Source organism: Leptolyngbya sp. FACHB-541, from assembly GCF_014695875.1.
In the GTDB taxonomy this organism is placed as follows: Bacteria; Cyanobacteriota; Cyanobacteriia; order Elainellales; family Elainellaceae; genus JAAUTN01.
Window position 1 is genome coordinate 100,491 of record NZ_JACJPC010000083.1, and the last position, 25,164, is coordinate 125,654.

At 49.3% G+C, this 25,164-nt stretch carries 22 protein-coding genes; 8 read left to right on the top strand and 14 right to left on the bottom strand.

The features are described from left to right. Positions 1-5: 5 nt before the first annotated feature. Positions 6-794, top strand: a complete 789-nt coding sequence (locus H6G00_RS18210; protein WP_190797834.1) for a cobalt-precorrin-6A reductase — start codon at positions 6-8, stop codon at positions 792-794. On the opposite strand, the gene H6G00_RS18215 is transcribed toward H6G00_RS18210, so the two are convergent. From H6G00_RS18215 to pheT, 3 genes are all read right to left on the bottom strand, one after another. Then, on the bottom strand, positions 767-1,540 hold the full coding sequence (locus tag H6G00_RS18215) for a Uma2 family endonuclease (protein WP_190797835.1): 774 nt from the start codon (positions 1,538-1,540) through the stop codon (positions 767-769). The two genes, H6G00_RS18210 and H6G00_RS18215, sit on opposite strands and share 28 nt — an antisense overlap. Before the next feature lie 31 nt (positions 1,541-1,571). Beyond that, positions 1,572-1,841 (bottom strand): YciI family protein, encoded by a 270-nt coding sequence (locus H6G00_RS18220; protein WP_190797836.1) that lies wholly within the window; start codon positions 1,839-1,841, stop codon positions 1,572-1,574. Positions 1,842-2,016: 175 nt separating this feature from the next. Further along, positions 2,017-4,497: a phenylalanine--tRNA ligase subunit beta gene (gene pheT, locus H6G00_RS18225; RefSeq protein ID WP_190797837.1), complete on the bottom strand. Its 2,481-nt coding sequence runs from the start codon at positions 4,495-4,497 to the stop codon at positions 2,017-2,019. Between the two features lie 353 nt (positions 4,498-4,850). Here pheT and H6G00_RS18230 point away from each other — a divergent pair, with 353 nt between their 5' ends. Continuing rightward, a complete protein-coding gene (locus H6G00_RS18230) occupies positions 4,851-6,461 on the top strand; it encodes a serine/threonine-protein kinase (protein ID WP_190797838.1) in 1,611 nt (536 codons plus the stop codon). Between the two features lie 88 nt (positions 6,462-6,549). Then, positions 6,550-6,849, top strand: a complete 300-nt coding sequence (locus tag H6G00_RS18235) for a DUF3493 domain-containing protein (RefSeq protein ID WP_190797839.1) — start codon at positions 6,550-6,552, stop codon at positions 6,847-6,849. A 258-nt stretch (positions 6,850-7,107) separates the two neighbouring features. Here the strand turns inward: H6G00_RS18235 and H6G00_RS18240 are convergent, their stop codons facing one another. The 4 genes from H6G00_RS18240 to H6G00_RS18255 all read right to left on the bottom strand — a co-directional run bounded on the left by H6G00_RS18240 (position 7,108) and on the right by H6G00_RS18255 (position 11,965). Continuing rightward, positions 7,108-8,703: a DUF1565 domain-containing protein gene (locus H6G00_RS18240; protein WP_199318573.1), complete on the bottom strand. Its 1,596-nt coding sequence runs from the start codon at positions 8,701-8,703 to the stop codon at positions 7,108-7,110. A 343-nt stretch (positions 8,704-9,046) separates the two neighbouring features. Further along, positions 9,047-9,892 carry a pentapeptide repeat-containing protein gene (locus H6G00_RS18245; RefSeq protein ID WP_190797841.1) on the bottom strand — a complete coding sequence of 282 codons (846 nt, stop codon included), beginning with the start codon at positions 9,890-9,892 and terminating at the stop codon, positions 9,047-9,049. 9 nt (positions 9,893-9,901) lie between these two features. Next, the gene (locus tag H6G00_RS18250; RefSeq protein ID WP_190688702.1) at positions 9,902-10,543 is read right to left on the bottom strand and encodes a hypothetical protein; all 642 of its coding nucleotides are present in this window, start codon (positions 10,541-10,543) and stop codon (positions 9,902-9,904) included. Between the two features lie 81 nt (positions 10,544-10,624). Then, complete coding sequence (locus H6G00_RS18255; RefSeq protein ID WP_190797842.1) at positions 10,625-11,965, bottom strand: 16S rRNA (cytosine(967)-C(5))-methyltransferase; 1,341 nt, start codon at positions 11,963-11,965, stop codon at positions 10,625-10,627. A 278-nt stretch (positions 11,966-12,243) separates the two neighbouring features. Between H6G00_RS18255 and H6G00_RS18260 the strand changes: the two genes are divergently transcribed. Continuing rightward, positions 12,244-12,720 (top strand): hypothetical protein, encoded by a 477-nt coding sequence (locus H6G00_RS18260; RefSeq protein WP_190797843.1) that lies wholly within the window; start codon positions 12,244-12,246, stop codon positions 12,718-12,720. A gap of 122 nt (positions 12,721-12,842) precedes the next feature. Here the strand turns inward: H6G00_RS18260 and H6G00_RS18265 are convergent, their stop codons facing one another. Both H6G00_RS18265 and H6G00_RS18270 read right to left on the bottom strand, forming a co-directional pair. Then, a complete protein-coding gene (locus H6G00_RS18265) occupies positions 12,843-13,253 on the bottom strand; it encodes a DoxX family protein (RefSeq protein WP_190797844.1) in 411 nt (136 codons plus the stop codon). 10 nt (positions 13,254-13,263) lie between these two features. Next, complete coding sequence (locus tag H6G00_RS18270) at positions 13,264-14,592, bottom strand: NAD(P)/FAD-dependent oxidoreductase (protein WP_190797845.1); 1,329 nt, start codon at positions 14,590-14,592, stop codon at positions 13,264-13,266. A 206-nt stretch (positions 14,593-14,798) separates the two neighbouring features. Here H6G00_RS18270 and H6G00_RS18275 point away from each other — a divergent pair, with 206 nt between their 5' ends. Next, positions 14,799-16,154, top strand: a complete 1,356-nt coding sequence (locus tag H6G00_RS18275) for a CIA30 family protein (protein WP_190797846.1) — start codon at positions 14,799-14,801, stop codon at positions 16,152-16,154. 394 nt (positions 16,155-16,548) lie between these two features. Here the strand turns inward: H6G00_RS18275 and H6G00_RS18280 are convergent, their stop codons facing one another. Next, positions 16,549-17,979 carry an NADP-dependent isocitrate dehydrogenase gene (locus H6G00_RS18280; protein ID WP_190797847.1) on the bottom strand — a complete coding sequence of 477 codons (1,431 nt, stop codon included), beginning with the start codon at positions 17,977-17,979 and terminating at the stop codon, positions 16,549-16,551. 315 nt (positions 17,980-18,294) lie between these two features. Here H6G00_RS18280 and H6G00_RS18285 point away from each other — a divergent pair, with 315 nt between their 5' ends. Beyond that, a complete protein-coding gene (locus H6G00_RS18285; protein ID WP_190643298.1) occupies positions 18,295-18,966 on the top strand; it encodes a response regulator transcription factor in 672 nt (223 codons plus the stop codon). Between the two features lie 24 nt (positions 18,967-18,990). Here H6G00_RS18285 and H6G00_RS18290 read toward each other — a convergent pair whose 3' ends face one another. The 4 genes from H6G00_RS18290 to H6G00_RS18305 all read right to left on the bottom strand — a co-directional run bounded on the left by H6G00_RS18290 (position 18,991) and on the right by H6G00_RS18305 (position 21,451). Beyond that, on the bottom strand, positions 18,991-19,431 hold the full coding sequence (locus H6G00_RS18290; protein WP_190797848.1) for a TIGR02588 family protein: 441 nt from the start codon (positions 19,429-19,431) through the stop codon (positions 18,991-18,993). Continuing rightward, positions 19,428-20,288 (bottom strand): TIGR02587 family membrane protein, encoded by an 861-nt coding sequence (locus H6G00_RS18295; protein ID WP_190688501.1) that lies wholly within the window; start codon positions 20,286-20,288, stop codon positions 19,428-19,430. Before H6G00_RS18295 ends, H6G00_RS18290 begins: the two co-directional genes overlap by 4 nt. A gap of 93 nt (positions 20,289-20,381) precedes the next feature. After that, complete coding sequence (locus tag H6G00_RS18300) at positions 20,382-20,600, bottom strand: hypothetical protein (protein ID WP_190797849.1); 219 nt, start codon at positions 20,598-20,600, stop codon at positions 20,382-20,384. Positions 20,601-20,722: 122 nt separating this feature from the next. Continuing rightward, on the bottom strand, positions 20,723-21,451 hold the full coding sequence (locus H6G00_RS18305; RefSeq protein ID WP_190643385.1) for a DUF3891 family protein: 729 nt from the start codon (positions 21,449-21,451) through the stop codon (positions 20,723-20,725). Positions 21,452-21,786: 335 nt separating this feature from the next. On the opposite strand from H6G00_RS18305, the gene H6G00_RS36155 reads away from it, so the two are divergent. Together H6G00_RS36155 and H6G00_RS18315 are read left to right on the top strand one after the other, a co-directional pair. After that, complete coding sequence (locus H6G00_RS36155; RefSeq protein WP_190797850.1) at positions 21,787-23,667, top strand: calcium-binding protein; 1,881 nt, start codon at positions 21,787-21,789, stop codon at positions 23,665-23,667. A gap of 272 nt (positions 23,668-23,939) precedes the next feature. Continuing rightward, positions 23,940-25,049, top strand: a complete 1,110-nt coding sequence (locus tag H6G00_RS18315; RefSeq protein ID WP_190797851.1) for a response regulator — start codon at positions 23,940-23,942, stop codon at positions 25,047-25,049. The last annotated feature ends 115 nt before the right edge of the window (positions 25,050-25,164 follow it).

A 25,164-nucleotide genomic window follows, 5' to 3' on the forward strand; every position in this document is an offset into this window, starting at 1 on the left:
TCCTCATGTTTGGGCAAGTCTGGCTGATTGGCGGTACTCAGGAAAGTGTGCAACTAGCACGGGCGATCGCCTACTCCAATCTGCCCTGCATCGTTACTGTGACAACCGAATCAGCGCGATCGCTCTATTGCTCAACTCCATCACTACAAGTTTGGGTGGGTCGCCTGTCCGAGGTGCAGCTCAAAGATTTTTTGCAAACTCACCAGATTAGCTGCATTTTGGATGCGTCTCATCCATTTGCGGTGGAAGTGTCCAGGATGGCGATCGCCGCTGCTGCTAAATTTCAACTTCCCTATCTGCGCTATGAACGACCAAGCCTGGACGAAAACAGTAGCTCAAACCAAATAATTTTAGATAACTTTGGAACCCTGGTAGCTGGGGATTATCTGAAGGGACAAAGGGTGCTGTTAGTTGTGGGCTACAGACCGTTGGAACAGTTTCGCTCGTGGCAATCTCAAGCAACTCTGTTTGCCCGCATCTTACCTTCCGTTACAGCACTGGAGGCAGCACTAGCAGCAGGCTTTACGCCCGATCGCCTAATTGCTTTGCGTCCGCCTATTTCAGCCGATCTCGAACGGGCACTCTGGCAACAGTGGCAAATTTCAATGGTTGTCTCTAAGGCTTCTGGGGTTGCCGGAGGCGAGGATGTAAAGCGGCAGGTGGCGGTTGAGCTAGGGGTGAAGTGGGTAACGATCGCTCGTCCTCCAGTCTCCTATCCCCAACAAACGGGTGAGGTGGCGATCGCCCTAGAGTTTTGCCGACAGCACTACACTGCCGGATCTATCCCTAACTGACGCAATCGCTCAGCCAAAGCCTCAGCCCGTTGGCGTTCTTGTTCAGCCCGTTGGTGTTCTTGTTCAGCCCGCTGACTTTCCTGTTCAGTGCGCTCTTCAGACCAGAGCAACATTTCTCCATCGGAATTCCACCAGCGCAGCCAATAGCCCATTCGTCCTTCGTGAGGGCCTTCCCAAACACCTAAAAACAGTTCCAGTCCTGAAATCCAGTAGCGATCTGAGGCGTCTGCTTTTTGAATCTGGTAGCGTCCTTCGGTCAGTGCATAAACTTCTACGTGTCCCGTGTCAGGTCGAAAGATGATGTAGTGGGGAACCTGCATCACCTGTTCATAGAAGAACCACTTGCCGACCGACTGCGTAAACTCAACCGAATATTCTTCGCCGTAGGTTGCAGATAAAAACTCCATCACCACTTGGGGAACGCTGCCCTCAGTGTGTGGCGTATAGCTGCGGCGAGACTCAGGTCGTTGCCAGGGCTGCACTGGACGGACATACATCCAGTCAGGTGCTTTACAAATAGTTCGGTCTTGAATGGCAGCGCAGAGGGCAAAATTGGAAACGACCAAAGCATCCTGCATCAACTCAGGAAATGCGGTAAGCGGCTGTCGTAGAGCGGCTGCAAGCAGGGGTTGATCGGTGTTTTCCACGGGGTCATCAGGCAGAATGAAGTCCTCTGGCAGGAGGGGCCAGGTAATTTTGAGATGGGCGATAGGAGCTTGGCTTGCAGTAGATGTGACAGTAGACATTCGCAATCTCCTAATCCAAAAACACTCTAAATCAAAAAGCCTGAATCCACTCTTTCACTTCGTATTCTGTCCAGATGCTGTTTTGCCAGTAGGGATCTTCTTCAACTAACTGTCTTACGGTAGGCTCGTCCTCAGCCTCATATACCCCAAACACCTGAGTCAGATCTTGAGTTGGGCCAATTGTGACCAACGCTCCAGATTCCTTTAGCTTAGCAAGCCGATCTAGATGCGCCTGACGATAGGGAGAACGCTTCTCCAACACGTCATCACAGTAGCTTCCCCACATCACGTATTTAGGCATAAACCAGTATCTCGGTGAATTGATCTACAAAAGATTTTGGCAGCACAGGCAAAACCCACACTGCCAAAAATCATTACAGATTTAGGACTTCTTGAGAAGTCAATCCTTAAGCGGGTTTTGAAAGGTTAAGTTCTTACGGGCAACGCGCATGAGAACTCAACCTTTCGAGTGAACTCTAACTTCTCGGATCGACCCCAAACTTTTCAATCAAAGCATCTCGAACTTTGCGGTGCACGGGTTCGACATCTTCATCAGTGAGGGTGCGATCGCCTGCTCGATAAACTAACCGCAGTGCCAAACTGCGCTTTCCTTCAGGGACATTCTCTCCTCGATATTCGTCGAATAGCTCTACTGATTCCAAAAGTGTGCCCGCTGCTTTCTTAATTGCCCGCTCAATCTCAGAAACGGATACTTTTGTCGGGGCAAAGAAGGCAATGTCGCGATCGGAAGCTGGGTAAGTCGAGTAGGGTTTGAATGCGGACGCAGTGTTTTCCTCTTGCTCCATTTGGGCAAACATCACATCCAGGTCTAGCTCAAAAACATAAACCTCATTGGGTAAGCCCCTTTCTTGGCGAAGCTGGGGATGCAGTTGACCAAACGTGCCCAGGCGGTTTCCCTGAACCCAGAGAGAGGCAGTCCTTCCAGGATGCAAGAGAGCGTTACGGCGATCGGGCTGATACTCAACGGACAGTCCCAACCGCTGAAAGGCGCTCTCCATCACTCCTTTCGCCTCAAACCAGGTAATCGGCTGTTCTCGCCCGCCGCGCACCCACTGCCCCTGGCTGGGGTCGCCACCCAGGATGCCAGCAACCATATCCGTTTCGTTTAAGCCTTCCTCTTCTCGCCAAAACACTCGCCCAATTTCAAACCCATTCAGTGCTCCGTTCCCCTGCTCCAGGTTGTACTGAAAGGCATCAATTAGCCCAGACAGAAGCTCAGTGCGAAGGGCTGAGTATTCTGCGAACAAAGGATTTGCTAACGAAATTTGGTTCTCTTTGTCTGGTTTCACCAGAGAATAGTGAATCAGTTCGGTTAGTCCGACGGCTCGAAACGCCTGCTGAATCTTTTGAGTTAGTGCTTGCTCAACAGAAAGGTATCCTGGCTCAGTTTTGGCAGGTAGAGTGTCGCAGAAATTGTTGTAGCCGTAGAGTCGGGCAATTTCCTCAATCAGGTCGATTTCTCGCTCCAAATCCCGGTAACGATAGGGTGGAACGGTGACACTCCAAACTCGCTCTTGAACTGGAACCAGCGTACAGCCCAAAGCAGTCAAAATGCGCTCAATGTCTTCAGGCTGTAGTTCGCCAACGTCTTCGTCCATGTCTTTGGGGTCGGTCGTAGCGGCGCTTGAGAGCACCTCTGCATCCGGTTCGATTGGCCCAAGTACCTGATTGACGCGGTCAAGGCGTAACTCAATGGTGCGAGTTGCTGTTGCCTGACTGGAACGTGAGTCAGCGATCGCCTGCACCGTTGTCACCCCCCCTGCCAATTCTGAAATTAGATGAATGGCTCTGCGGCAGGCGATCGCCAGTTCTGCCTGATTTACGCCCCGCTCATAGCGAGCAGAAGCCTCCGTCCGAAGCCCCTGAGAGCGAGCCGAGCGGCGGACTGCCACAGAATCGAACAGGGCTGCCTCCAGCATCAAATTTTGCGTATCGGCAAAAACCTCAGTTTCTTCACCACCCATCACACCAGCCAGCGCTACGGGTTTATCGTTTGCCGTAATTAGGAGCGTTTGCTCATGTAGCGTTCGTTTTTGGCTGTCTAGAGTGGTCAAAGACTCCCCAGAGTTAGCAAAGCGAACACCAATCGTCAGGTTATCGGTGCCGACGACAGAACGCAAGCGATCGCGGTCAAACGCATGAAGGGGTTGCCCCCATTCCAACAAAACATAGTTGGTGATATCTACAACATTGTTAATTGGGCGCGTTCCTGCTGCCTGGATCCGTCGCTGCAGCCATTCAGGCGAGGGTGCAATCTTCACCTGCTCCATGATTGTGCCAATGTAGATGGGGCAAGCTTCAGGTTCAGAAACTTTCATAGCTAAGCTTGGACTGGTTTCGACTGAAAGCTCAGGCACATCGGGCAATTTCAACTTAGCACCTGTCAAGGCTGCCACTTCTCTTGCTACCCCGACCATACTGAGTGCATCTGCTCGATTTGCTGTTGAGGTCAAATCCAGCACCACGTCATCCAAGCCCAAAAGCGGGCGAGCATCACTGCCGACCTTCAAGGAATCTTGCTCAAAGTGATGGATACCTGCAGACTCTTTCGCAAGCCCAAGCTCTGCCAGGGAGCAGATCATGCCCTCCGAGGCGACATCCCGCAGCTTGCGAGGGCGAATCTTTAAGTCTACAGTTGGTAAATAAGTCCCCACTGTGGCAACAGGAACGTAAAGATCTGCCTTGACGTTAGACGCGCCACAGACGATGGTGGAAGGGGAGCCTCTGCCGATATCAACCTGACAGACATTGAGTTTGTCTGCATTGGGGTGTGGCTCACAGCTCAACACTTTTCCGACTACGACACCATCTGCCCAAGTGCGACGGTCTTCAATTTCTTCGACCTCAAATCCAGCCATTGTTAGCATTTCTGCTAATTCTTCTGGATTCATTGTCAGGTCTACTAGTTCTCGCAGCCAGTTTAGTGAGATACGCATTGCCTAACTTGCTCTTTAACTCTAGGTCGGTCTACAATAGTGCCCCACCATTCTACCGCTCAACTGTGAGAAGCCTCTGAAATGATGGAAGCTTACTACGAGTCTGTGGTGCTTTGCCATAACTGGGTGCAACCCCTCCACTGTGACATCTTCTCCTCCCTTAAACTACAGAGAATCGGGTATTCACAAGGATTTTAAGGAAAGTAGGGTGAGCTTTAGCAACTCTTCAAGAGATTTTCCGCAAACTTGGCGCTTTATCTCGTCTTTCTTGGAAAGATAATAGAAGTTAAGGTGTCTACGTCTAGAAGTGGATGAAGTGATGCCCCGGCGACTGACATAGCGAGTGATGCCGCATGAGCTACTGCTTAAATCCAGCCTGTCCTAACCCCGAAAATTTAGTTCATACCGAGCTTTGCCAGGCTTGCGGCTCCAAGTTGCTGCTGCGCGATCGCTACCGAGTTCTCCAAACCCTTGGTCACGGTGGTTTTGGGGCAACGTACCTGGCTAAGGATGAATCATTACCAGGTTTTCCCCATTGCGTTATTAAGCAGCTTCGCCCAGCCGCATCTTCTCCTCACGTGCTGCAGATGGCACGAGAATTGTTTAAGCGCGAAGCCAAAACCCTTGGCAGAATTGGAAATCACCCCCAAATTCCCCGACTGCTAGATTATTTTGAAGCCAATCAAGAATTTTACTTAGTACAGGAGTACATCAGCGGCTCTACCCTTCAGCAAGAGGTTAAACGTTCTGGCCCATTTAGCGAAGCAGGGGTCAAGCAGTTTCTCAGCGAAGTCTTGCCGATGCTGCAGTACATTCACAGCCAACAGGTGATTCATCGCGACATCAAGCCTGCTAACCTGATTCGCCGCTCTCAGGACAAAAAGCTGGTATTGATTGATTTCGGGGCAGTAAAAGACCAGGTAAATCCGACTCGTGCTGGCGCTTCTGAGCAAACTGCTCTAACGGCCTATGCAATCGGCACTCCGGGTTATGCTCCACCTGAGCAAATGGCAATGCGTCCAGTCTATGCCAGTGATATCTACGCCCTTGGAGTCACATGCATCTATCTACTAACTGGGAAGTCGCCAAAAGACCTAGACTATGACCCTGCAACCGGAGAAATGCTCTGGCGGGAGAAAGTTCACATTAGCGATCACTTTGCTGATGTTTTGCGGAAGATGCTGGAGGTCTCGGTTCGCCATCGCTATCAGTCTTCCAACGAAGTTTTGAGGGCACTCGACCTTGAGCCTTATCTTGATAGCTTAGCTCAGGGCATGGTCACGAAACCTAATCGACCTCTCTATCAAGCTGAGCCGGAGTATTCTCCTTCTGTTGACCTGAATGACACCACTCCATCTACCCCATCTTCTCGGATGGCGGCCGCAATTCGGGCGCGACAGCAAGCCAAAGCAGCATCCTCTGAAGCCACCAGCTTACAGCCTGGCTCTCCTCGACGTAGGCTTATGACCCAAAAAGCTTCTTTATCTACTGCTATCAAATCTAAGGGGACTGCTGGGGTACCTTCTGCGGCACCTAAACTGGCTTCTACTGACCTGCTCACAGCCTATGCCAAGGGAAGAAGGGACTTTACTTCTCACGATCTCAGCTTATTAAACTTACAACGAGCTAATCTTGCTGAAGCAAATTTCCATCAGGCGAAGCTACAGAAGATTAACTTTCAGGGCGCTAATTTGTTTAACGCTGACTTTGGTAAAGCCAGTCTAAGTCACGCTGTTTTACGAAATGCAAATATGGCGAGAGCTTACTTGAGTCACGCTGATTTAGAGGGAGCAGATTTGCGTGGTGCAGACCTGAGCTTTGCCTACTTGAGCAATGCCAATTTACGCGGCGCAAATCTGTGTGGGGCTGATTTGACAGGAGCAAAAGTTTCTGAGGAACAGCTTGCTACAGCTCGAACAAATTGGACAACCGTTCACCCCAGCGGCAAGCGAGGCGTATGGTAGCGAATGGCTACAAGATTGCCCAGTGCCTAAGTTTTGAATCTGCTATCTTATCTAGGCAATCCTGGTCTAGTTGAGAAGGAATCTAGTTATGGCTGATTCAAATTCTAAGCGTCGTCGCAAGGCGAAACCCGCTCAAAATCTTAGTCCTGAAAAGTATGCTCGTTTGAGGGCTGAGGCGAAGGCACCTTACCGAGGCTTGAGGCAGTTTGTTTATGTTGCTTTTGGTGCATCTGGACTGATTGGAGCTTTTGTCTTTTTCACACAACTGCTTGCGGGTCGGGAAGTTGGCGCTGCTTTTCCCAATTTTGCACTCCAAGTTGGAGTGGTAGCGCTAATGGTCTGGCTGTATCGCTTGGAGCAGAAAGGTAAAGTGAAAGATGAGGGATGAAGAGACGTGAATATATTTGAAGTTTGGGGGATAAAAGGTTGAGAATCCTGAGGAAGGGAAACACAAAGAAAAGATTACAAAATTGAGGAGCCGCAAAAATCTCCGGCAATATAGTAAAAGTTCAATCGGGATCAGCCGATATAAAGGTCCTGACTATTAACTCCCTGTGAATAAATAATGCCGAGTGCCAGCCCATAAAGGGCTGGCACTCGGCATTTATGGTGGCCGCTTAGGGGATTTACGAAGCTATCGTTTTAGCTATTGCAAAGGATTAACATCAGAGCTAAGCACTAAGTATGGTGAGGGAATTGCCTCAGCTTGACCCGCGTTAACTAAAGCCTGATAAATGAAGGCCGCTACATCTGCCCGGGTGGCAACCTGATTGGGGTTTAGCTGCTGCACGTTGGGGTAGTTGACGACAATGCCTCGCTGAGTGGCAGCGGCGATCGCCCCCGTTGCATAAGCCGGAACCTGTCCAGCATCCTGGTAACGAGTTAGCGCGGTCGTATCGCCAGCAGGCAGCTTTAAGCCCGATGCTAGGGAAACGAGTGCCTGAACTCTAGGAATTTGTTGATTGGGTCGGAAGGTTGCATCTGGATAGCCGCTGAGGAAATTTCCCCGGTAGGCTGACTGAATTGCGGCATTGCCCCAAAAGTCTGAGCGAACGTCAGGGAAAGTAATTCCCGATCGCTCTGGGGTGGGTGAAAAGGCCGCATTCACAATGGCGGCAAACTGGGCACGAGTGACGGGCTCATTAGGACGGTAGGTGCCATCGGGAAAGCCACCAATTACATCTCTGTTAGCTAAGGCTTCGATGTAGGCTGCTGCCCAATGTCCTGTCACGTCTGAAAATCTGGATGCGCCTGCAACTGTAGCTGCAACAAAGTCAACGGAGCCAGAGATTTGTTCGGGGTCAATCTGATTGCCAACTGCCACAATCGTGTTGCTACGGGTAGCGTTGTAGAGGTCATAGCGACCGTTGTTACGGATCAGGTTTTCTCCAGGGCTTTCAGCGGTACCCAAGTCAGGTTGAGCATTGGCGATTGCCACTACACCATCGCGGGTATTGCTCTCAATTACGTTATTTCGTAAAACCGGACGAGCGTTGTTAGAAACAACGATGCCATCTACGTTCTGAACGACTTGATTGTTTTCTACTCTAGGGGACGAGTTGTCGCCGATCGCAATTCCAAATCCAGTGCTCTGGAAAATGTTGCCGCGAATTTCACCCTGAGCAGTCCGAGCCACCGAAACGCCATTCCCCTGATTGTTGGTGAAGACGTTGCCTTCAATCGTGGGGGCAGCCGTACCGGTGACAAAGATACCGTCTCGCAGGCTATTGGAAAGTGTGCTGTCGCGAATGCTAGGGTTGGTGGATTCTACCCAAATAGCAGTACCGCGACTGTTGGGGTTGGTGACGGTGACACCGCGAATCGAGCTATCAGATTCTGCTCGGATTGTCACGTTCTGAACGGCAAAAGTGGGACTGGCATAACTGCCGCTGCCAATGATCAGAACCGTTTGTCCCTTGGTCGATTCATCCCCTCGCAAGATTACATCAGGTCGGACGACGATTGGAAAAACTTCCCCTGTATCGCGGGTGTAGCTACCAGGCGCGAGTTGAACGACCGTATTAGGCTGTGCCTGCTGCATCGCGTAGCTGATGGTGCGAAAGGGAGTTGATTCCCTACCTGCGCCAGGGTTGTCCGTTCCCAGGGTCGGGTTGACATGAAGGACCGTGGCATTTGCGGGAATTTGGGCGGTAATGGAGGAGTCTAGGTTAGCAGGAAGGGGGGCAGCGATCGCTCCACTCGCTAGCAGTAAAAGAGTGGTTATGCCCACAGGAAGGGACATTTTGACATGGGGGGAATGTCTTCGTAGCATTACCTTACTAATAGATGGGGGGGTGTGCAGAAATGAATTTATGAATCGATTCAAACTTAAACTCCGACTCATGGCCGTTTTGCTTAACGCGGGCGCTACGAGGAAAAGCTAGTAAATGTTGTTACTACAGTTGGGACAGGGTTTAAAGACTCTCAGTTCCACACAGACCAAGCCACGCAAAATACTGCTGGATCTAAATTTTCTTCTAAAGTAAACACCCCAAGTCCCAGCTTTTCACCTACTGGCTTTAGCCTATACTGAAAGCCACCTGGGTCTGGGGCAAGAGGTAGACAGTTCTTAGCCTGTCCCTCAATTAATCATGCACTGTACCGTCAGGCATGACTGCGCTTCGGAGGTTTGCACGAGTTAAGTCGGCATAAGTGAGATCTGTGTTGCTGAGATTTGCATGGCTAAGATTCGCTTTGCTGAAGTTTGCACCTTTTAGTTTTGCGGCTCTCAGATCAACACCCTCTAAGTTTGCTTTGCTTAGGTTTGCCCACCTTAAATCCGTTCCTCGTAGTGACGCTTCCTGGAGATTTGTACTGAATAGGTAGGCGCGACTCAGGTATGCCTCTCCGAGGTCTGTCTGCGCTAGGTTCGCTCCATACAAATAAGCCCCAATAAATTGGGCCTGGTAAAGAGTGGCGTTACTGAGGTTTGCGTTACTGAGGTTTGCTTGATACAGATCGGCTTGGCTAAGGTTAGCTTTTGCCAGCTTTGCTTCGGTTAGGTCTGCCCAGCGCAAGCGAGTATTGCTCAGGTTTGTGCCAATTAGGTTGGCTCTGGTCAGGTCTGCTCGGTTGAGCGTCGTTCCTCGCAGGTCAGCCCCAATCAGGTTTGCTCCAGTCAAGTCAGCTTCTTTAAGGGTTGCCCTTCTCAAGTCAACGACAACCAGCTCAGCTGCATAGAGATTTGCCCCACTTAGTTCTGCGGCTTGTAAATCAGCGTTGCTGAGGTTCGCCCTGCTGAAATCGGCGGTGGTCAGTTTAGCACCCCTGAGGATAGCTCGACTTAAGTTGGCATTGCTCAGGTTTATTCCTGGCAAGTTTGCACCATGCAAGTCCGCTTCACTCAGGTCGAGTTGAATTTCAGGGTTTTGGATTCTCCAGGAAGCCCACTTAGCACTTTGGAGGAGCGACAGATGTTCAATCCTTGCCATCGGAAAGCCTCATTCCTTGTGCCCGCCAATTGGGTTTTCTCGCCCAAAGACGTTTTCCATTGCGGCGATCGCCGCCTGAGAACCTGCTAAGATATCTTGCTCTTCGCCGCCCAGATAAAGTCGCCCAAAGCTGCCAACTGCTTGCACCTGAAGAATATTAATCAGCGCTGCTTTTTCTGCCTCGTTTGCAGCTAAAGCGGCGTAGGCAGCAGGCTGAACTTCTAGCACGTAAAGCGTTTGCCCTGCCAGGAGCATTTGTCCGCGACGGTTGCGGTTGATCAGTTGTGCCTGGTGAGCGTCAATATTGCGAATGATTTGGCTGGAAACGACAGACGGTTTAAGGCGATCGCGCTCTTGCACACCTAATGCTTCAAGAATGGCTTTGCCTGCGGCACGAGTTTCTCCCTGGCGGTTAGAATGCACCTCCAGTAGCCCGTATAGCCGCTCGACAAACTGCACCCCTGGACGAACGACGGCAGACTTAAGCGCTACATCGGTGATCCGGTTAATTTCAACGCCAGGCGAGATCTCTACCCACAGAGAGGCATCTCCTGGTAAGGGCAGAAACCCTAGTGAGACTGTGCCAATGTAGGCAGCGTGCTGAGACTGCAAACTGTCTAAATATACGTAACTGCGAAGTTCTACGCCCAATCTGCGATCTCCGTGTGCTGAGGTCAAACTCCTCAATGTGTAACGATTTGAGTTTACCGCGCTATTCGACTCTTAAGGATGTTATTCGATAGCTTTGCGGAAACGAGCAATAAAAAAACCGTCCATATCGCGCTGATGACACCAAACTTTGAGCCATCCTTCTGGAGTGACAAAAGCATCGCCAGGAGGGTGAGACGGCGGCTGAATCACCCATTCTGAATGGCGAGATAGGAAGGATTGGGCGATCGCCTCATTCTCGGCGGGATGCAGCGTGCAGGTGGAATAAACTAGCACTCCGCCCGGTTTGACCCAGGTTGCTGCCTGGTCAAGCAATTCGGTTTGCAGTTGGGCTAATTCCTGGACGGTTTCTGGGGTTTGTCGCCAGCGGGCATCGGCATGGCGGTGCAAGGTTCCCAGCCCTGAACAGGGAACATCGAGCAGCACCCGATCTGCTTGTTGAGCAAATTGAGTGAATTGACGGCTATCTCCAGCACAGGTCTGGATGCAGGTCAGCTTCAGTCGTTCTGCATTCTGGCGTAGTTTTTTCAACCGCGAAGCATAGCGATCGCATCCCCAAACAATGCCGCGATCGCCCATCAATTCAGCGATGTGTGTTGTTTTGCCGCCTGGAGCCGCACAGCCATCAACAATCGTTTCCCCTGGCTGCGGGTCAAGCAAATGACCTACCAGTTGAGCGCTGCTGTCCTGCACGGTCCAATAGCCCTCCCGGAATCCAGGAAGGTTCTGAATTGACCCCGAATTATCCAACAATCGCAGTGATTGAGGCAGGGCGGCGACCGTAGTGGTTTTGATTCCCACCTCTTGCAGCGCTGATTGAACCTGTTCCAAAGAAGCTTGCAGTGGATTAACTCTTAAGTCAATGTGAGGCGATCGGTTCAGCCATTCACAAAGCATCTCCGTTTCCTCAAAGCCCAATTGCTCCAGCCAAACCTGCACCACCCAGTCGGGGTAGCTGTACAGTACTGCCAGTCGATTGACCGGATCGTCGGGTAGCTGTAGCGGGTCGCCCGTTTCTGCAAGCCGAAGATATTGGCGCAACAGCCCATTGACAAACCCTGCCAATTTCTCAAAGCTGTTTTGCTTTGCCAGATCAACCGTCGTATTGACTGCTGCCGCTGCCGGAATTTGATTGAGATAGCGCAGTTGATACAGCCCCAAATGCAAAATAGCTCGTAAATCGGGGGGCTGCTGATACGATCGCCGCTTTGCAAGTTGATCAATTAGAGCATCCAACGTTCTTTGTCGTCTAACGCTGCCGTAGACCAGCTCCGTCACCAGGCGGCGATCTGGAGGGGCTGGTTCTGACCGCTGTAAAGCACGGTCTAACGCTATATCTGCAAATGCCCCCCGATGGACTGATCGGAGCGCGAGGAAGGCCGCTTGCCGGGGATTTTGAGTCACTGAACCATTCGGACGAAAGCAAACACCACACAACAGCCCAGCGAAAACTCTCGTAGGCTATTGCCTTGAGATTTTAGCGAATTTAGCTTCATTCAATCGGGCGATTCGTCCGGATGAAGATAAATCCCCCAATGGAATGAGATCTACGTTTTCGGTATATTCACTTACGAAATGGATGCACTTCAAAGCGATGTATAGATCAGGACTACATGGCCAAGGTCGGTGAGAAGTCCTGGCGTAAGTCCTATTTAAAGGTTCTTGATTTCAGAAGGATTTCTATGATTCATCACATTTCTATCTCTGCCAGCAATCCGCTTCATGTTGCTGAGGTTTTGGCTGAATTGTTGGACGGCTGCGCTGCCCCCTTTCCACCTCATCCAGGTAGCTACATGGCGCTTGCCCTAGATGAACATGGAACTTTAATCGAAGTTTATCCGGCTGGAACTGAACTGCTGCCAGGAACTGATAGTGAACAGGCAACTTTTTCTACCAATGCGTTTGCCTACAGTTTTGGTGCGGTTCACGCTGCAATTTCGGTGCCTGTTAGCCAGGAAAAGATTCAGGAAGTGGCTCAACGGGAAGGGTGGCGATCACTCCACTGTAGTCGGGATGGACTGTTTGAAGTGATTGAACTGTGGATCGAAAATACGATGATGATTGAATTGCTGCCACTTTCGATCGCGCGTCAGTACCTAGAATTTGTACAGCCCGAAAACCTGAAGCAAATGCTTTCCGCTGCCGCAGTTCCAGCATGAGTCCAGAAGTCTGAGTTTGTTGCCCAGCACGGAGTAGGGGAGTAGCATTTGGGCAGTGTATTACGCTTAATTCAAGTAGCTTACTTATCGAATGCTACGCCTCGACAATGAACTCCAGGGTCTCATATTCCTCCAAACCTGCGCCGCGAACGAAACCGATTTTCTAAACTTAATGGCCCTGAACCGAACGCTGTCACCATCAGCAGTCCACCTAGAATAGCCAGGTTTTTAAAGAACTGTGTAACCTGCATTCCCTCTGCAAAATTGGTGTGAAAGAGCAGCGTCGTTGGAATCAGAAACAAGATGAGTAACAGCGCGCCCCACTTGGCTTTGTAACCTAACAAAACCAGGACAGCCCCAACTAGTTCAAATACGATCGCACCTATTGTCATCAGGGCTACGAGAGGCAAGCCTGCCCCTGCAATTTGTTCTTGCGTGCCAGCAAAATCAAGTACTTTACCTGCTCCAGAGCGAAGAAAGATCACTGCCAGACAGGTGCGAGCGATGAGCGGAATGATTTTTTGCAAGTCCATCGGCTTACCTCTAAACTCGTTGTCTGTTGTAAATCTGGCGAACTTCGTCCGATTTATGATCTGGCGTTGGGTAAGTTTCAGCGATCGCCCCCGAAGTAGGCAACACAAATCGAGCAGGGCGATCGCGCAAAAAATAATCCCACAGCCAATCAATCAAAACCTGTAGGCGATTGCGAAATCCAGGTAAATAAACAAGATGAACCCCCAACCACAGTAGCCATGCGGGGAACCCAGTAAAGACGAATTTGCCAATCTGGGCTGCTGCCGCATTTCTCCCAATCATGGCGATCGCTCCCTTATTCCAATACTTAAACGGAACGGGCTGTCGTCCTATCAGTTGCCGCTGAATATTTTCTGCTGCTCTTCTTCCTTGCTGAATCGCAGCCGGAGCCACCATCGGCAACGGTTGACCGCTTTCCTTGAGCAGTGCAAGATCTCCTACTCCATAAACCTCTGGATGATCTGGCACCTGGAGAGCCGGCAAAACAGTCACCTTCCCTTTGTCACCCATCGGTAAACCCCATTGCCGCAAGAGTGAATTAGCCTGTACTCCTACAGTCCAAATCGGACTTTCTGTAAGAATGATGCGTCCGTCCTGCAAATGCACGGCACCGGAAGTGATTCGGTTTACCTTTGCGTCCAGGATGACTTTCACGCCCATTTTTTGAAGCTGACGCTGGGTATAACGCTGCGATCGCTCTGGCATGTCCCTCAGCAAGCGGCTTCCTGATTGCACCAGCAGCACCTTCACCTGACGAAAATCTAAAACTGGGTAGTCCCGCTTGAGAGAATTGCCGAGCAATTCAACCAATGCACCTGCTAATTCGATGCCTGTTGGACCGCCGCCAATGATTGTAAAGGTCAATCGCTGCCGTCTGCGTTCTGGGTTTGATTCATAGGCTGCCTGCTCAAAGCAACGCAAAATGTGATTGCGAAGGGCGATCGCCTGTCTCAAATTGTCCAGCCGAAATGCATATTCTGCTGCCCCCGGAACGCTAAGAATCTGGGTAACGCTTCCCGTCGCCAAGATCAAAAAATCGTAAAAAATAACGGTGCGATCGGTTTCCACAGCTCGTTGAGCAAAATCAATTCGTTTTACTTCTGCTTGCAAAAACTGAGTATTTGGCAGCTTTCGCAAGATATTGCGAATTGGGTAAGCAATCTGCTCTGCTCCCAGTTCAGCCGTCGCAACCTGATAAAGCATGGGGCTGAAGGTGTGGTAATTGTTTCGGTCAATTAGCAACACTTCAACTGCTGAGCTAGCAACACTTTGCACCGCCGATAGCCCACCAAACCCACCTCCAATGATCACGATTCGAGGGCGCTTTTGCGTACTCATGGTCAGTTCCTCAAGGAATAACCGCCAATTGCCAAGTATTTTTGCCTGACGGTCGTGATCTACACGTATCTTTACATAATTCTTAAGGGTAAGCTGCTAGCTAAATCACAGATGGGATCTTACGGATGCACCACCCACGCTAGAGGGAAGGCGATCGCAAGTTTTCTAAGATAAAAACAGCAAAACGGGTGACAGTAGGTGACCGTATGAGTCAGCAAAATTCTTCTAGCTGGGATTTGGGACGCTTTGTTAAAACGCTGTCCTACTTTGGAGCGATCCCCTTCCTAAGCAGTGTCGATTGGTTCCAGCAGTGGCTAGGCAGTCGTCCTGACCCAAAGGTCGATCGCTCTGCTATCTCCTACGGCACTTCTGCAAAAAACGCTACCAGTTTCTTAACTGATCCCAAATTAGGCAACATTCTGGTCGTGGGTGCAGCCGCAGCGCTGGGGCAGCAGGTGGTGCAGCAGTTGGTCGATCAGGGCTACCGGGTGCGATCGCTGTTCACGCCGACTGAGGAAGTCCCAACTCCATCCCAAAATCAAATAGAACCTGTGCAAGCAGATCTTGCCAGCCCTGAAGCAATTTCCGATGTTCTGAAAGGCGTGAGCGCAATTATCTGTGTGAATGGACCAGAGTACTCTTTGCCTCGCCTGATTGATGCAGCCGCAGATAGTCTAAATCGGCCGGGTCAGCTTGTTTTCGATTTCACTAACCCCACCAGTGACCTTAAGGAAGTTTGGGGTGCGCTGGATGATGTTGTCATGGGCGGTGCGAGTCAAAGCAGCATTCGTTTAGATACTGACGGTGCCGTATTTTCTGGAACCGTCTCAACTGCAAACTCTGGCGGTTTTGTCTCCGTTCGTACGCGCAACTTTGAGCCGCCGCTCGACCTGTCTCAAGCAGAAGGAGTTGAGCTGTGCGTGAAAGGGGATGGCAATCGCTACAAGCTATTGCTGCGGAGCGAATCGGGCTGGGACAGCCTTGCCTACAGCTATTCGTTTGACACGATCCCAGATACCCAAATGCTGATTCGGGTTCCTTTTTCAGCGCTGATCCCGGTATTTCGAGCTAAGACGGTAAAAGACGCTCAATCGTTTGATTCCAGCCGAACCTATGCCTTTCAGCTAATGCTCAGCAAGTTTGAGTATGATGGCGCGCTCAATCCTCACTTCTCACCTGGACCGTTTCAGCTTCAAGTGAAATTTATCAAAACCTACAAAATCTCTGAGTTGCCGCAGTTTATTCTTGTCAGTCCTGTGGGCGCTTCTGATGCAGAAGCAGAATCAAGATTACGTCAAAGTGAAGTCGCTTACACGATTGTAAAACCGTCCTCATTAACGGATGAAGCAGGGGGGCGATCGCTCCTCTTTACGTCAGACAGTCTCCCAGAAAACCTTGACCAGCAAAACAAAATTAGCCGTGAAGATGTCGCAGCCGTTTGCGTCCAATCGCTTTCCCACTCTCAAGCTCGTAACACTACCTTTCTGGTTACAGAAGCCGAAAACAATTGCGCTTCCCGTGACTGGGATTGCTTGTTCTCTCAACTGAAACCCAATCCGTAAACACTCCCAAAAAACAATTTTTTCCCGTTTTCTCGTTCTAAGGCTTTGCCTTGTAGTGCCTATAAACTGGTTGACTGACAAATCTTCTGATGTAGGTTGGGTAAAGCGAATGCGTAACCCAACAGAATCCAGGTGGATGTTGGATTGCACGTTGTTTCACCCAACCTACGAGCTAACCCATAGTTTTGGAAGTTTTGTCAGTCAACCAGGTCTATAAATGAGGCTCCGTCTTGTGGGAGTCCCAAGAAGCAGAGCCTCACTATGAAACATCTCCAGGCTCTACCTGCGGACGACATTGACAAGAGGTTACAGGCTAAACCCATGTCCCCTACTAGAAGGCGATTTTCTCCAGAGATGCAATGAACTGTGTTTCTCCCGAAGAGGGTAGAAGATGCTAGTTGCCACCAAAGTGCTTAACGATCGCCTCTGCGAATTCTGAACACTTCAGCGGTGGGTCTACCGGAGGTTCCATCAGTCGTGCTAGGTCATAGGTCACTTCACGGTGCGAAATTGCTGCTCCAATTCCTTGCTTGATCAGGTCGGCCGCTTCCTGCCAACCCATATATTCCAGCATCATCACTCCCGACAAAATGACGGAACCCGGATTAATTCGGTCTAATCCAGCGTGTTTAGGAGCCGTGCCGTGGGTCGCCTCAAAAATCGCGCAGTTGTCGCCGATATTTGCTCCTGGTCCCATTCCTAACCCACCAACGATCGCCGCTGCTGCATCCGACAGATAGTCTCCGTTCAGGTTCATGGTCGCCAAAATCGAATATTCATCAGGGCGAGTCTGAATTTGCTGAAAAATGCTGTCAGCAATTCGGTCATTCACCATGATCTTGTCTTTCCACTGCCCGCTGCCGTGGGTTTCCCAGATAGCATCCAGTACTGCCTGTACCTCTTTGCAAACATCTGCTTTTTTCTCAGCCGTCAGAGCATCGTAGCCTGGTTCAATTTGACGGGCATTATCCTCCACGCTCAGATCCGGGTTGCGCTCCTTGTTACCTAAAATCCAGGATTCTCGCTCAGTCACGCACTCATTCCGAAACTCAGTTGTGACCAACTCATAGCCCCAGTCTCGAAACGCCCCCTCGGTGTATTTCATGATGTTGCCTTTATGCACCAAAGTCACCGTCTGCTTGGACTTGGGCAACCGAAGGGCGTGTTTCATGGCACGGCGCACTAATCGCTGAGAACCCGTTTTGCTGATGGGCTTAATGCCAATTCCCGAATCGAGGGGAATTTTCTTCTTGCCATGCTCAGGTGTAGCCGGGATCAGGTCTTCGTTGAGTAGCTTGATCAGGCGATCGCCCACCTCGCTACCCTGCCGCCATTCGATCCCCAGATAAATATCTTCTGTGTTTTCCCGATAAACAATTACATCTAGCTTTTCGGGGGTCTTATGAGGGGAAGGCGTACCTGCATAGTATGTGCATGGACGGACACAGGCGTAGAGGTCATGAATCTGCCGTAGGGCCACATTGAGCGATCGAATTCCGCCGCCAATTGGAGTGGTCAAGGGCCCCTTGATTGCCACGCCATACTCCCGGATGGCAGTTAGCGTATCTTCTGGCAAGTACTGATAAGTCCCGTAAACCTCACAGGCTTCGTCCCCAGCATAAACCTTGAACCAGACAATCTGTCGCTGGTCGCCATAAGCTTGTTTGACAGCAGCATCAAAAACTCGTTGAGCAGCAGGCCAAATATCTACTCCCGTGCCATCTCCTCGAATAAAAGGGATGATCGGGTTGTCTGGAACAATGGGTTCGCCATTCTCAAAGGTAATTCGCGATCCAACATTGGGAGGAACAATTTTTTCGTACATGGTTGCAGCAACTCCTGCTTGCTAGCGATTCTGTAGCTTCCCTGGCAGATTAGCAAACTTCCTGCCCCACAACGGTGTTAGACTTGATTTTTTCGTCTGCCTTTTTGCTGTATCACCAAAGCTGTAAAGCTAAAAGGGTACTTTTGCTCAGAATCAGTGGTTTGAATTAGAATTCAGATCTTTGACTAAGGTGAATATTGCCGCGTTGCTGTTTAAGAAAGACTAGAAAGAGAAGTTTTACGATTCGTGATCCTAAGATAAAAAAGAGTAAGGCTAGTTCTATCGCTCTGTGCTGTGACGGCTGTGTAAATCTGCATGAAGAAAATTCTGATTGTTGATGACGATATCACCTTAAAAACTGCCTTGATCCGCTATCTGGAGAATCGGGGATATTCGGTTCAAAATGCTAGCTCTGGCGTTGAGGCGATGGAGCTGTTTGAGCAAAATCCGCCTGATTTGGTCGTTTCTGATGTCATGATGCCAGAGATGGACGGGTTAGAGTTTTGCCGCCGCTTGCGAAATACTCGCTTTGGGCAGTTGGTGCCGTTCATTTTCCTGTCGAGCCGTAAAGATATTGACGATCGCATTCAGGGGCACAAGATGGGGGCAGATGACTATCTGGCAAAGCCCTTTGAGCCGCGAGAGTTAGTTGCCAAAATCGAAGCTCAGTTAGAGCGATCGCGTCGAATTCATTCAGAAATCGTGCGGTTGATGCAGCAGTCCGAAAATAATACTGCTGAGCAGCCCAGTGTCGCAACACCTTCTCCCCTGCCACTAACACCAGCCGAGGAAAAGGTGTTTTGGGAAGTGATTCAGGGCTTTACCAATAAGCAGATTGGCGATCGCCTATTTGTTAGCCCTCGCACCGTACAGACGCACCTCAGCAACATTCTTAGTAAACTCCACCTGGAAAACCGTTCCCAACTCATTCGCTTTGCCTTTGAGCGAGGCTACAGTTCTCCAGGCGAACAAACACCAGAGGAATAGCAAATTCCTTACCCCTAATGCATTTTAGGGGAGCTTATAGCTCGCCACCCGTAGCACTAGCTCTCCCTCCTCAGGATTGCGGCTAAAGACAAAAGCTCCTTCCTCAGTTTCACCACCAGAAAGAAAATCGATTTGTTGTTCACCCGATTCTTCAACTTCGCCATCAATGCGAAGTTCAGCAATCACTTGCACTGATTCAGCTGTTCCCCCGCCAACATTCTCAATTTCAAACGGCACGTAGAATTGTCCCGAAGCTTCTCGCACCGCACCCTGCCTAGAAACTGTAATGTCAGGAGGCTGCTGCTTTTGTTCATCAAACCAGATATACAGCACGAGTCCCACAATCATGGCTAAAATCAAACCAGCAATGCCAAACGTGGTCTGTTCTGCAAGCGATCGCGGACGTTTCTGTGGCGAAGCTTCAGAGGGTTGTTGGTCAGGAGAATGGGCTGGGGTTCGGGTCATACTGCTAACCTTCCCGCTGCACCCCCAACTGTTGCAGGCAATCCTAGGATGAGTGTGTATTGTAACCACATTGTCCAGGGGTCGCCAAAGCTCAGTTGGTGGAAGAACCACAGCATAAATGCTGCTGCTGCCAATGAAACTAAATAGCAAGCAAGCGTTTCACTCATTGGGCGCTGGAAGACACCCTGTTGCTGCATCCGTTTTTGCTGATCAGCAAAACCCGACTGAAACACAATGCCATAAGAAATGATCAACGAAGCCGCGATGATAGCAAGCAGCCTTCCTCCTGAGACGGCACTGGCTAACATTACAACTTCATCAGTGGGAGCAATATTCAAAGCAATCACAGCAGCACCGATTAAGGTCGCTCCAATGTCGCTAAAGGTGGCGTTGATTTCGCTTTTATAGGAGCGTTGCCCCTCATTACCACCTCGATCTCCCCTTAGAAATTGATTTGCTAGCGCCACCCCTAGTGTGAATGGCAAACTCTCGAATAGCACTTTGCCTAACATTTCATCTAGAGAGACATCAGAATTGATTTCACGGAGTAAAGTCAGCATTACCGTTGCACAAACGATGCCAATAGAAATGGCTTCAACACTGTTTCTAGCTGCATCGATCGCCCGAATTTTCTCAATTTTACGAAATCCTGCAGTGCGATTAAGTAGAAATATAACGATGTAGGTAATTGCGATCGCCAGTAGCATCAGGGGTGGCTCAACAACCGAGCCAATCCACCAAACTTCCATTGTATAGAGCAGTGGAATACCAAACAGAAAACCACCGCAAGCGCCGCGAATAATGTCGTCAAGCTCGTTGAGCCAGACATTTTTGCGGTGTTTTTTTGCTGTATCCATAACCCTTTCTTAACTGGTTTTCCTATTGTGTCATAGATAGGAAAACCATTTGATACTTAGTAATAGAGAAGCGATCGCCCTGTTCAGTTTCTACTAATCCCCTTCTCCTCCTTCCCCAGTTTCCCCCTCTTCAGCTTCTCCCTCTTCAACTTCTCCCTCCTCCGCTTCTTCCTCAATTTCCTCACCTAGTCCACCACCCTCTTGAGCTTCAGGTGCATTAGGCGCGCAGCCCACAGCAACAACCACTAGAAAGGCAGCCACAACCCAACCCATCAGGGCTTTAAAGGGACTGCGGGTAAAAGTGTTAATCATAATCGGTCTCTACATGCTAGCTAGAATGAAACGTTGCAGTTACATGAGCAATTTTGGAGGCAAATCCGTGCCCCCTTCATCTATCGTGAGTTTAGTTTCCTGATTATATGGAAACAAGCGAGCTAGCGCTTCTCGAACGTCCACTCCAATACCTCAATCGGTGCCTGTTGAAGTGCCTGCCTCAACTCTGTATTACTGTCAAACTTCACCTGTGACAACTTACAGGTTTCTACATTCACAGTAAACTCCCCATCCTCAAAGGGCCAAGGTCTAATCGTGACGCGGTTATCACGAAACTGAATCACGTCATACCGCTTTCCATCTGGACCTTTACTCACTTCCAATGCCCGCTCATCTTCAGGAAGCTTTTGCTGGCAGAGGATGAGCGAGAGGCGATCGCACCATTGCATAAAGGCGTAAGCCGCATCCACATCCTCCTTAGGAATTTCCAACTCCTTTTGATACTGCTGCTGAAGCTCAAGTTGTTCATCTAAGAACTTGTCTAGTTCTTTTGATGTTCCACGGCTCGGCTCTGTCAGCCGGCTGATGTGCATAGAAGTCATCAGAGTAACCCACCGCCCTCGATAGCGCGAACTTTCGATCTGCTCAGACAACTGCTCAACCGAAGTTCCCTGCTCAAGGGTAAAGTCCAACGGTGTGCCTGCTCTAGTTAGTTCATTTCCCTCCCATTCACGCTCCAAGTCATCGTGGTGAGAAATTGCTGCCACAGTTTCATACAGACGAGGAGGTGCATCTTTTCGTCGCCACTGCCCTGCTAGCTGTGCTGCCAGCAATGCATGGGCACGGTGATAAATCACTTGCCATCCGTCCTGCTCCAAATTCACAATCATCACTTCATCCTTAAAGCCGAAAGCACGCTCAAAAGGCACTCAAAAACTGCCTTTCAAGAACGTCAAGAAATATAAAGCACTGTTCAGAATAGCTTTTGTGTTTCAGTTCATCACTCCATCGCTTGGCTGAAATCTTTGAGTATTGCGGAATTTCCTGTTACTCCCCAAGCAAAATCTCAGTACGCACTTAGCTAGTATAAATTTATACTCTAATTGCGTAAGTAAAGCTTCCTGATCTAGAAGAGCAAACAGAAACTCAAGTATTTTTCTGGTTATTAGGAGGGGGGTGACTTTATTACCTTAAATACGAAGTTTCTAATTCCTGGTTAATTCCTATGGCTCGCATCAAAGGTAACTCTAAGAAGAACTCTCTCAAAGGCACTGAAGGCAAAGACAACCTTCGCGGATTCAGCGGTAACGATCGCTTAATGGGGCAAAAGGGAAATGATGTCCTTGATGGTGGCACAGGTAAAGATGCTCTCCTCGGTGGCTTGGGCAACGACACTTATGTCGTGGATAATAGTGGCGATCGCTCCATTGAATTGGCAAATCAAGGAACTGACATAGTTCAGTCATCTGCCAGTTACAGGCTGGGTAAGCACGTTGAACATCTCACTCTAAAAGGCAACAAGGCAATCAGAGGAATAGGCAATTCACTGAATAACTATCTCACTGGTAATGCAGGCAATAACCTGCTCAGCGGTTTAGCAGGAAAAGATCGTTTAAGAGGTGGTGCTGGTAATGACCTTCTTGATGGTGGAGCAGGTCAAGATGTAATGATTGGAGGAGTAGGCAACGATACTTACGTTGTCGATAACCTCAAAGACAAAGTCGTAGAGGGAGGCAATCAAGGGATTGATAACGTTCGCTCCTCGATCAGCTATGGTTTGGGCAATCATGTAGAAAATCTAGTTTTGACAGGTACTCAAAACCTGGATGGGAGAGGAAACAGCCTCGCCAACACCATCACCGGCAACAGCGGTCATAACGTGTTGAATGGTGGCGTAGGTGCAGATACTTTAACGGGTGGAATGGGCGATGACACTTACCTGGTTGACAACGTCGCAGATGCCACAATTGAACTTGCCAATGGTGGTATTGATCGGGTTAGAACAGCTTTAGCTGATTACAAATTAGCTGATAACATCGAGTATCTGGAATTCACGGGTACCAAAAACTCCAACGGCATCGGAAACGACTCAGCTAACACTATCATTGGCAACGTTGGCAACAACGTTTTGGACGGTGCAGCAGGAGCAGATAAACTGATTGGTGGACTTGGTGACGACCTCTATATCGTCAGTGATGCAGGAGATTTAGTCGTTGAAGCCGTAGGAGAAGGGGTTGATCTGGTTAAGTCTAGCCTCGCTGATTACACTCTCACCGCTCAGGTGGAAAACCTGCTTCTAGTTGGTAACGCTATCAAAGGTACGGGCAATGACCTAGTAAACACGATTACTGGAAACGCCGCTGACAATGTTCTAGATGGTGCAGCAGGAGCAGATAAACTAATTGGTGGACTCGGCAGCGATACCTATTTAATCGATAATGCTGGAGACCTTGTAGTGGAGTTAGTGAATGAAGGTATTGACGTAATTCGCTCTACTCTCACTGACTACACCCTGACCGAGCAGGTAGAAAACCTGGAGTTGCTTACTGGAGCAGTCAATGGTGCAGGAAATGATTTAGCAAACACGCTTATTGGCAATGCCGCTGACAATATTTTGACTGGCGGTGCTGGTGCTGACTCTCTTGTTGGCGGTGCTGGCGCTGACAAGTTAATTGGTGGTTTAGGCATTGATACGCTTACGGGTGGCGCTGGAATTGACACCTTTGCGCTCTTGGATACGAGCAACGATATCATCACGGATTTCAACGCAGGAGAAGACATTATTGCTCTGGGGCAAACTGCCTTTGGGTTGGTTGATCAGGTAGTTGGTTCAGTCTTAAGTGCAGAGCGGTTAGTAGTAGTTGATAGTGATGCATCAGCGTTGCAAGGTGCTTCTGGTGTTTTATCTAATTTGTTGGTTGGAGCAACTCGCCTCATCTATAGCACTGAGAGCGGCAAGCTGTTCTATGATGCGAATGGTACGAATGCACTAGGATCTGTGAATGGTCTTGGCGAGAATGGTGGGCTAGTTGCCACCCTTGATAAAGCACTTGGAACTGTACCAACTCTTACCAATGCTAGTTTTGTGGTTAGCTCAATCGTATAAGTAATAATGTTTCTCTAAAAAGAGGCTACAGATGGAAAGGTACCCTTCCATCTGTAGCCCTAATTTTTGAAATTGGTATAACAGTCATATACGACTAGATTGGGCTGAGTAAGTAAACATAAAGAGCCTCCATACCTGAAGGTATGGAGGCTCTTTATGTTTAAGAGGTCTGTTCATCTGGTGGGTCCCGTTTGTCCTAGCGTTTTAAGTTGATTGGAGTAGGGAACTCTATGATCAGGGGTCATTTCTTTAGGGAAAATTAGACACGGGCGATGACTACAATTCTTGTAATCGAAGATGAAGTATCACTTAGGGAGGAAATTTCTGAACTGCTCGAACTTGAGGGCTTCCAGATTACCAGTGCTGAAAATGGGTTGGCTGGTCTTCAGATGGCAAAGGAGCTACTACCCGACTTAATCGTTTGTGACGTAATGATGCCTGAGTTGGATGGGCATGGCGTCCTATCCCAGCTTCGTCAAGAACCGGCTACAGCTTTAATTCCTTTTATTTTTCTAACCGCTAGGAACACGGTTGAAGATTTCCGGCAGGGGATGAAGTTAGGAGCCGATGATTACATTGTTAAGCCCTTTAAGCGAACTGACTTATTAGATGCGATCGCCACTCGGCTTACCAAACAAAATTTAATCGTGCAACTACAGCAAAAGATTGCAACGTTGAACCAAAGTAATTTAGAGAAAGACGACTTCCTCAATACTGCATCCCACGAGTTACGTAACCCAGCCACCAACATTCTGATGGCAATTCAAATGCTGAAGAAAGCTCCCACTAAGGAGCGGCTACAGCGCTATCTGGAAGTTTTGCAAGCAGAGTCTAACCGTGAACTGGAACTAATTGATGACTTATTGGATTTGCAGCGCTTGGAAACTGATTCGCACCCTGCTAACGTTGAAACAATAAAATTGCAAGACTGGGTTCCAGCCGTTGCAGAACCTTTTCAAGTTCGTACTCAGGCTCGTCAGCAGACGCTGCAAATTAATGTGCCGCCTTACTTGCCTACGGTCACAGTAGATTCTGCCAACTTAAAGCGTATGTTAGCTGAATTACTCAACAACGCCTGCAAGTACACGGCTCCTTCTGGAAAAATTGCTCTAGAAGTTTATCGTGCGCCACAAGCTTCAGCGACGCTCAACTCTAGTTTAATTATGCTAGTCATCAGCAACGAAGCTGATATTCCTGATATTGCGCTGCCACGTCTGTTTGACAAGTTTTACCGAGTGCCAAATGCCGATCGCTGGCAACAAGGCGGCAGTGGTTTAGGGTTAACGTTAGTTAAAAAAATTGTTGAACGACTCGACGGCAATATCGAGGTCACGAGTGAAGCAGGATGGGCTCAGTTTACGGTTCAATTTCCCACTTCTTGAATACTAGTCAAGGGGCTGAAACAGTTTAAGCTACTCCATTTGAAGGAGGTATGATTGTCTCTGTTTTCCTAGCATTATGATAGAAAAGACAACCATATCAACTCATTAAAGCTTC

Coding starts and splice junctions, on each gene's coding strand:
- H6G00_RS18230 (WP_190797838.1), top strand. CDS start 4,851: ATGAGCTACTGCTTAAATCCAGCCTGTCCTAACCCCGAAAATTTAGTT.
- H6G00_RS18220 (WP_190797836.1), bottom strand. CDS start 1,841: ATGCCTAAATACGTGATGTGGGGAAGCTACTGTGATGACGTGTTGGAG.
- H6G00_RS18280 (WP_190797847.1), bottom strand. CDS start 17,979: ATGTACGAAAAAATTGTTCCTCCCAATGTTGGATCGCGAATTACCTTT.
- H6G00_RS18215 (WP_190797835.1), bottom strand. CDS start 1,540: ATGTCTACTGTCACATCTACTGCAAGCCAAGCTCCTATCGCCCATCTC.
- H6G00_RS18275 (WP_190797846.1), top strand. CDS start 14,799: ATGAGTCAGCAAAATTCTTCTAGCTGGGATTTGGGACGCTTTGTTAAA.
- H6G00_RS18270 (WP_190797845.1), bottom strand. CDS start 14,592: ATGAGTACGCAAAAGCGCCCTCGAATCGTGATCATTGGAGGTGGGTTT.
- H6G00_RS18285 (WP_190643298.1), top strand. CDS start 18,295: ATGAAGAAAATTCTGATTGTTGATGACGATATCACCTTAAAAACTGCC.
- H6G00_RS36155 (WP_190797850.1), top strand. CDS start 21,787: ATGGCTCGCATCAAAGGTAACTCTAAGAAGAACTCTCTCAAAGGCACT.
- H6G00_RS18300 (WP_190797849.1), bottom strand. CDS start 20,600: ATGATTAACACTTTTACCCGCAGTCCCTTTAAAGCCCTGATGGGTTGG.
- H6G00_RS18295 (WP_190688501.1), bottom strand. CDS start 20,288: ATGGATACAGCAAAAAAACACCGCAAAAATGTCTGGCTCAACGAGCTT.
- H6G00_RS18240 (WP_199318573.1), bottom strand. CDS start 8,703: ATGTCCCTTCCTGTGGGCATAACCACTCTTTTACTGCTAGCGAGTGGA.
- H6G00_RS18290 (WP_190797848.1), bottom strand. CDS start 19,431: ATGACCCGAACCCCAGCCCATTCTCCTGACCAACAACCCTCTGAAGCT.
- H6G00_RS18210 (WP_190797834.1), top strand. CDS start 6: ATGTTTGGGCAAGTCTGGCTGATTGGCGGTACTCAGGAAAGTGTGCAA.
- H6G00_RS18235 (WP_190797839.1), top strand. CDS start 6,550: ATGGCTGATTCAAATTCTAAGCGTCGTCGCAAGGCGAAACCCGCTCAA.
- pheT (WP_190797837.1), bottom strand. CDS start 4,497: ATGCGTATCTCACTAAACTGGCTGCGAGAACTAGTAGACCTGACAATG.
- H6G00_RS18245 (WP_190797841.1), bottom strand. CDS start 9,892: ATGGCAAGGATTGAACATCTGTCGCTCCTCCAAAGTGCTAAGTGGGCT.
- H6G00_RS18305 (WP_190643385.1), bottom strand. CDS start 21,451: ATGATTGTGAATTTGGAGCAGGACGGATGGCAAGTGATTTATCACCGT.
- H6G00_RS18265 (WP_190797844.1), bottom strand. CDS start 13,253: ATGGACTTGCAAAAAATCATTCCGCTCATCGCTCGCACCTGTCTGGCA.
- H6G00_RS18260 (WP_190797843.1), top strand. CDS start 12,244: ATGATTCATCACATTTCTATCTCTGCCAGCAATCCGCTTCATGTTGCT.
- H6G00_RS18315 (WP_190797851.1), top strand. CDS start 23,940: ATGACTACAATTCTTGTAATCGAAGATGAAGTATCACTTAGGGAGGAA.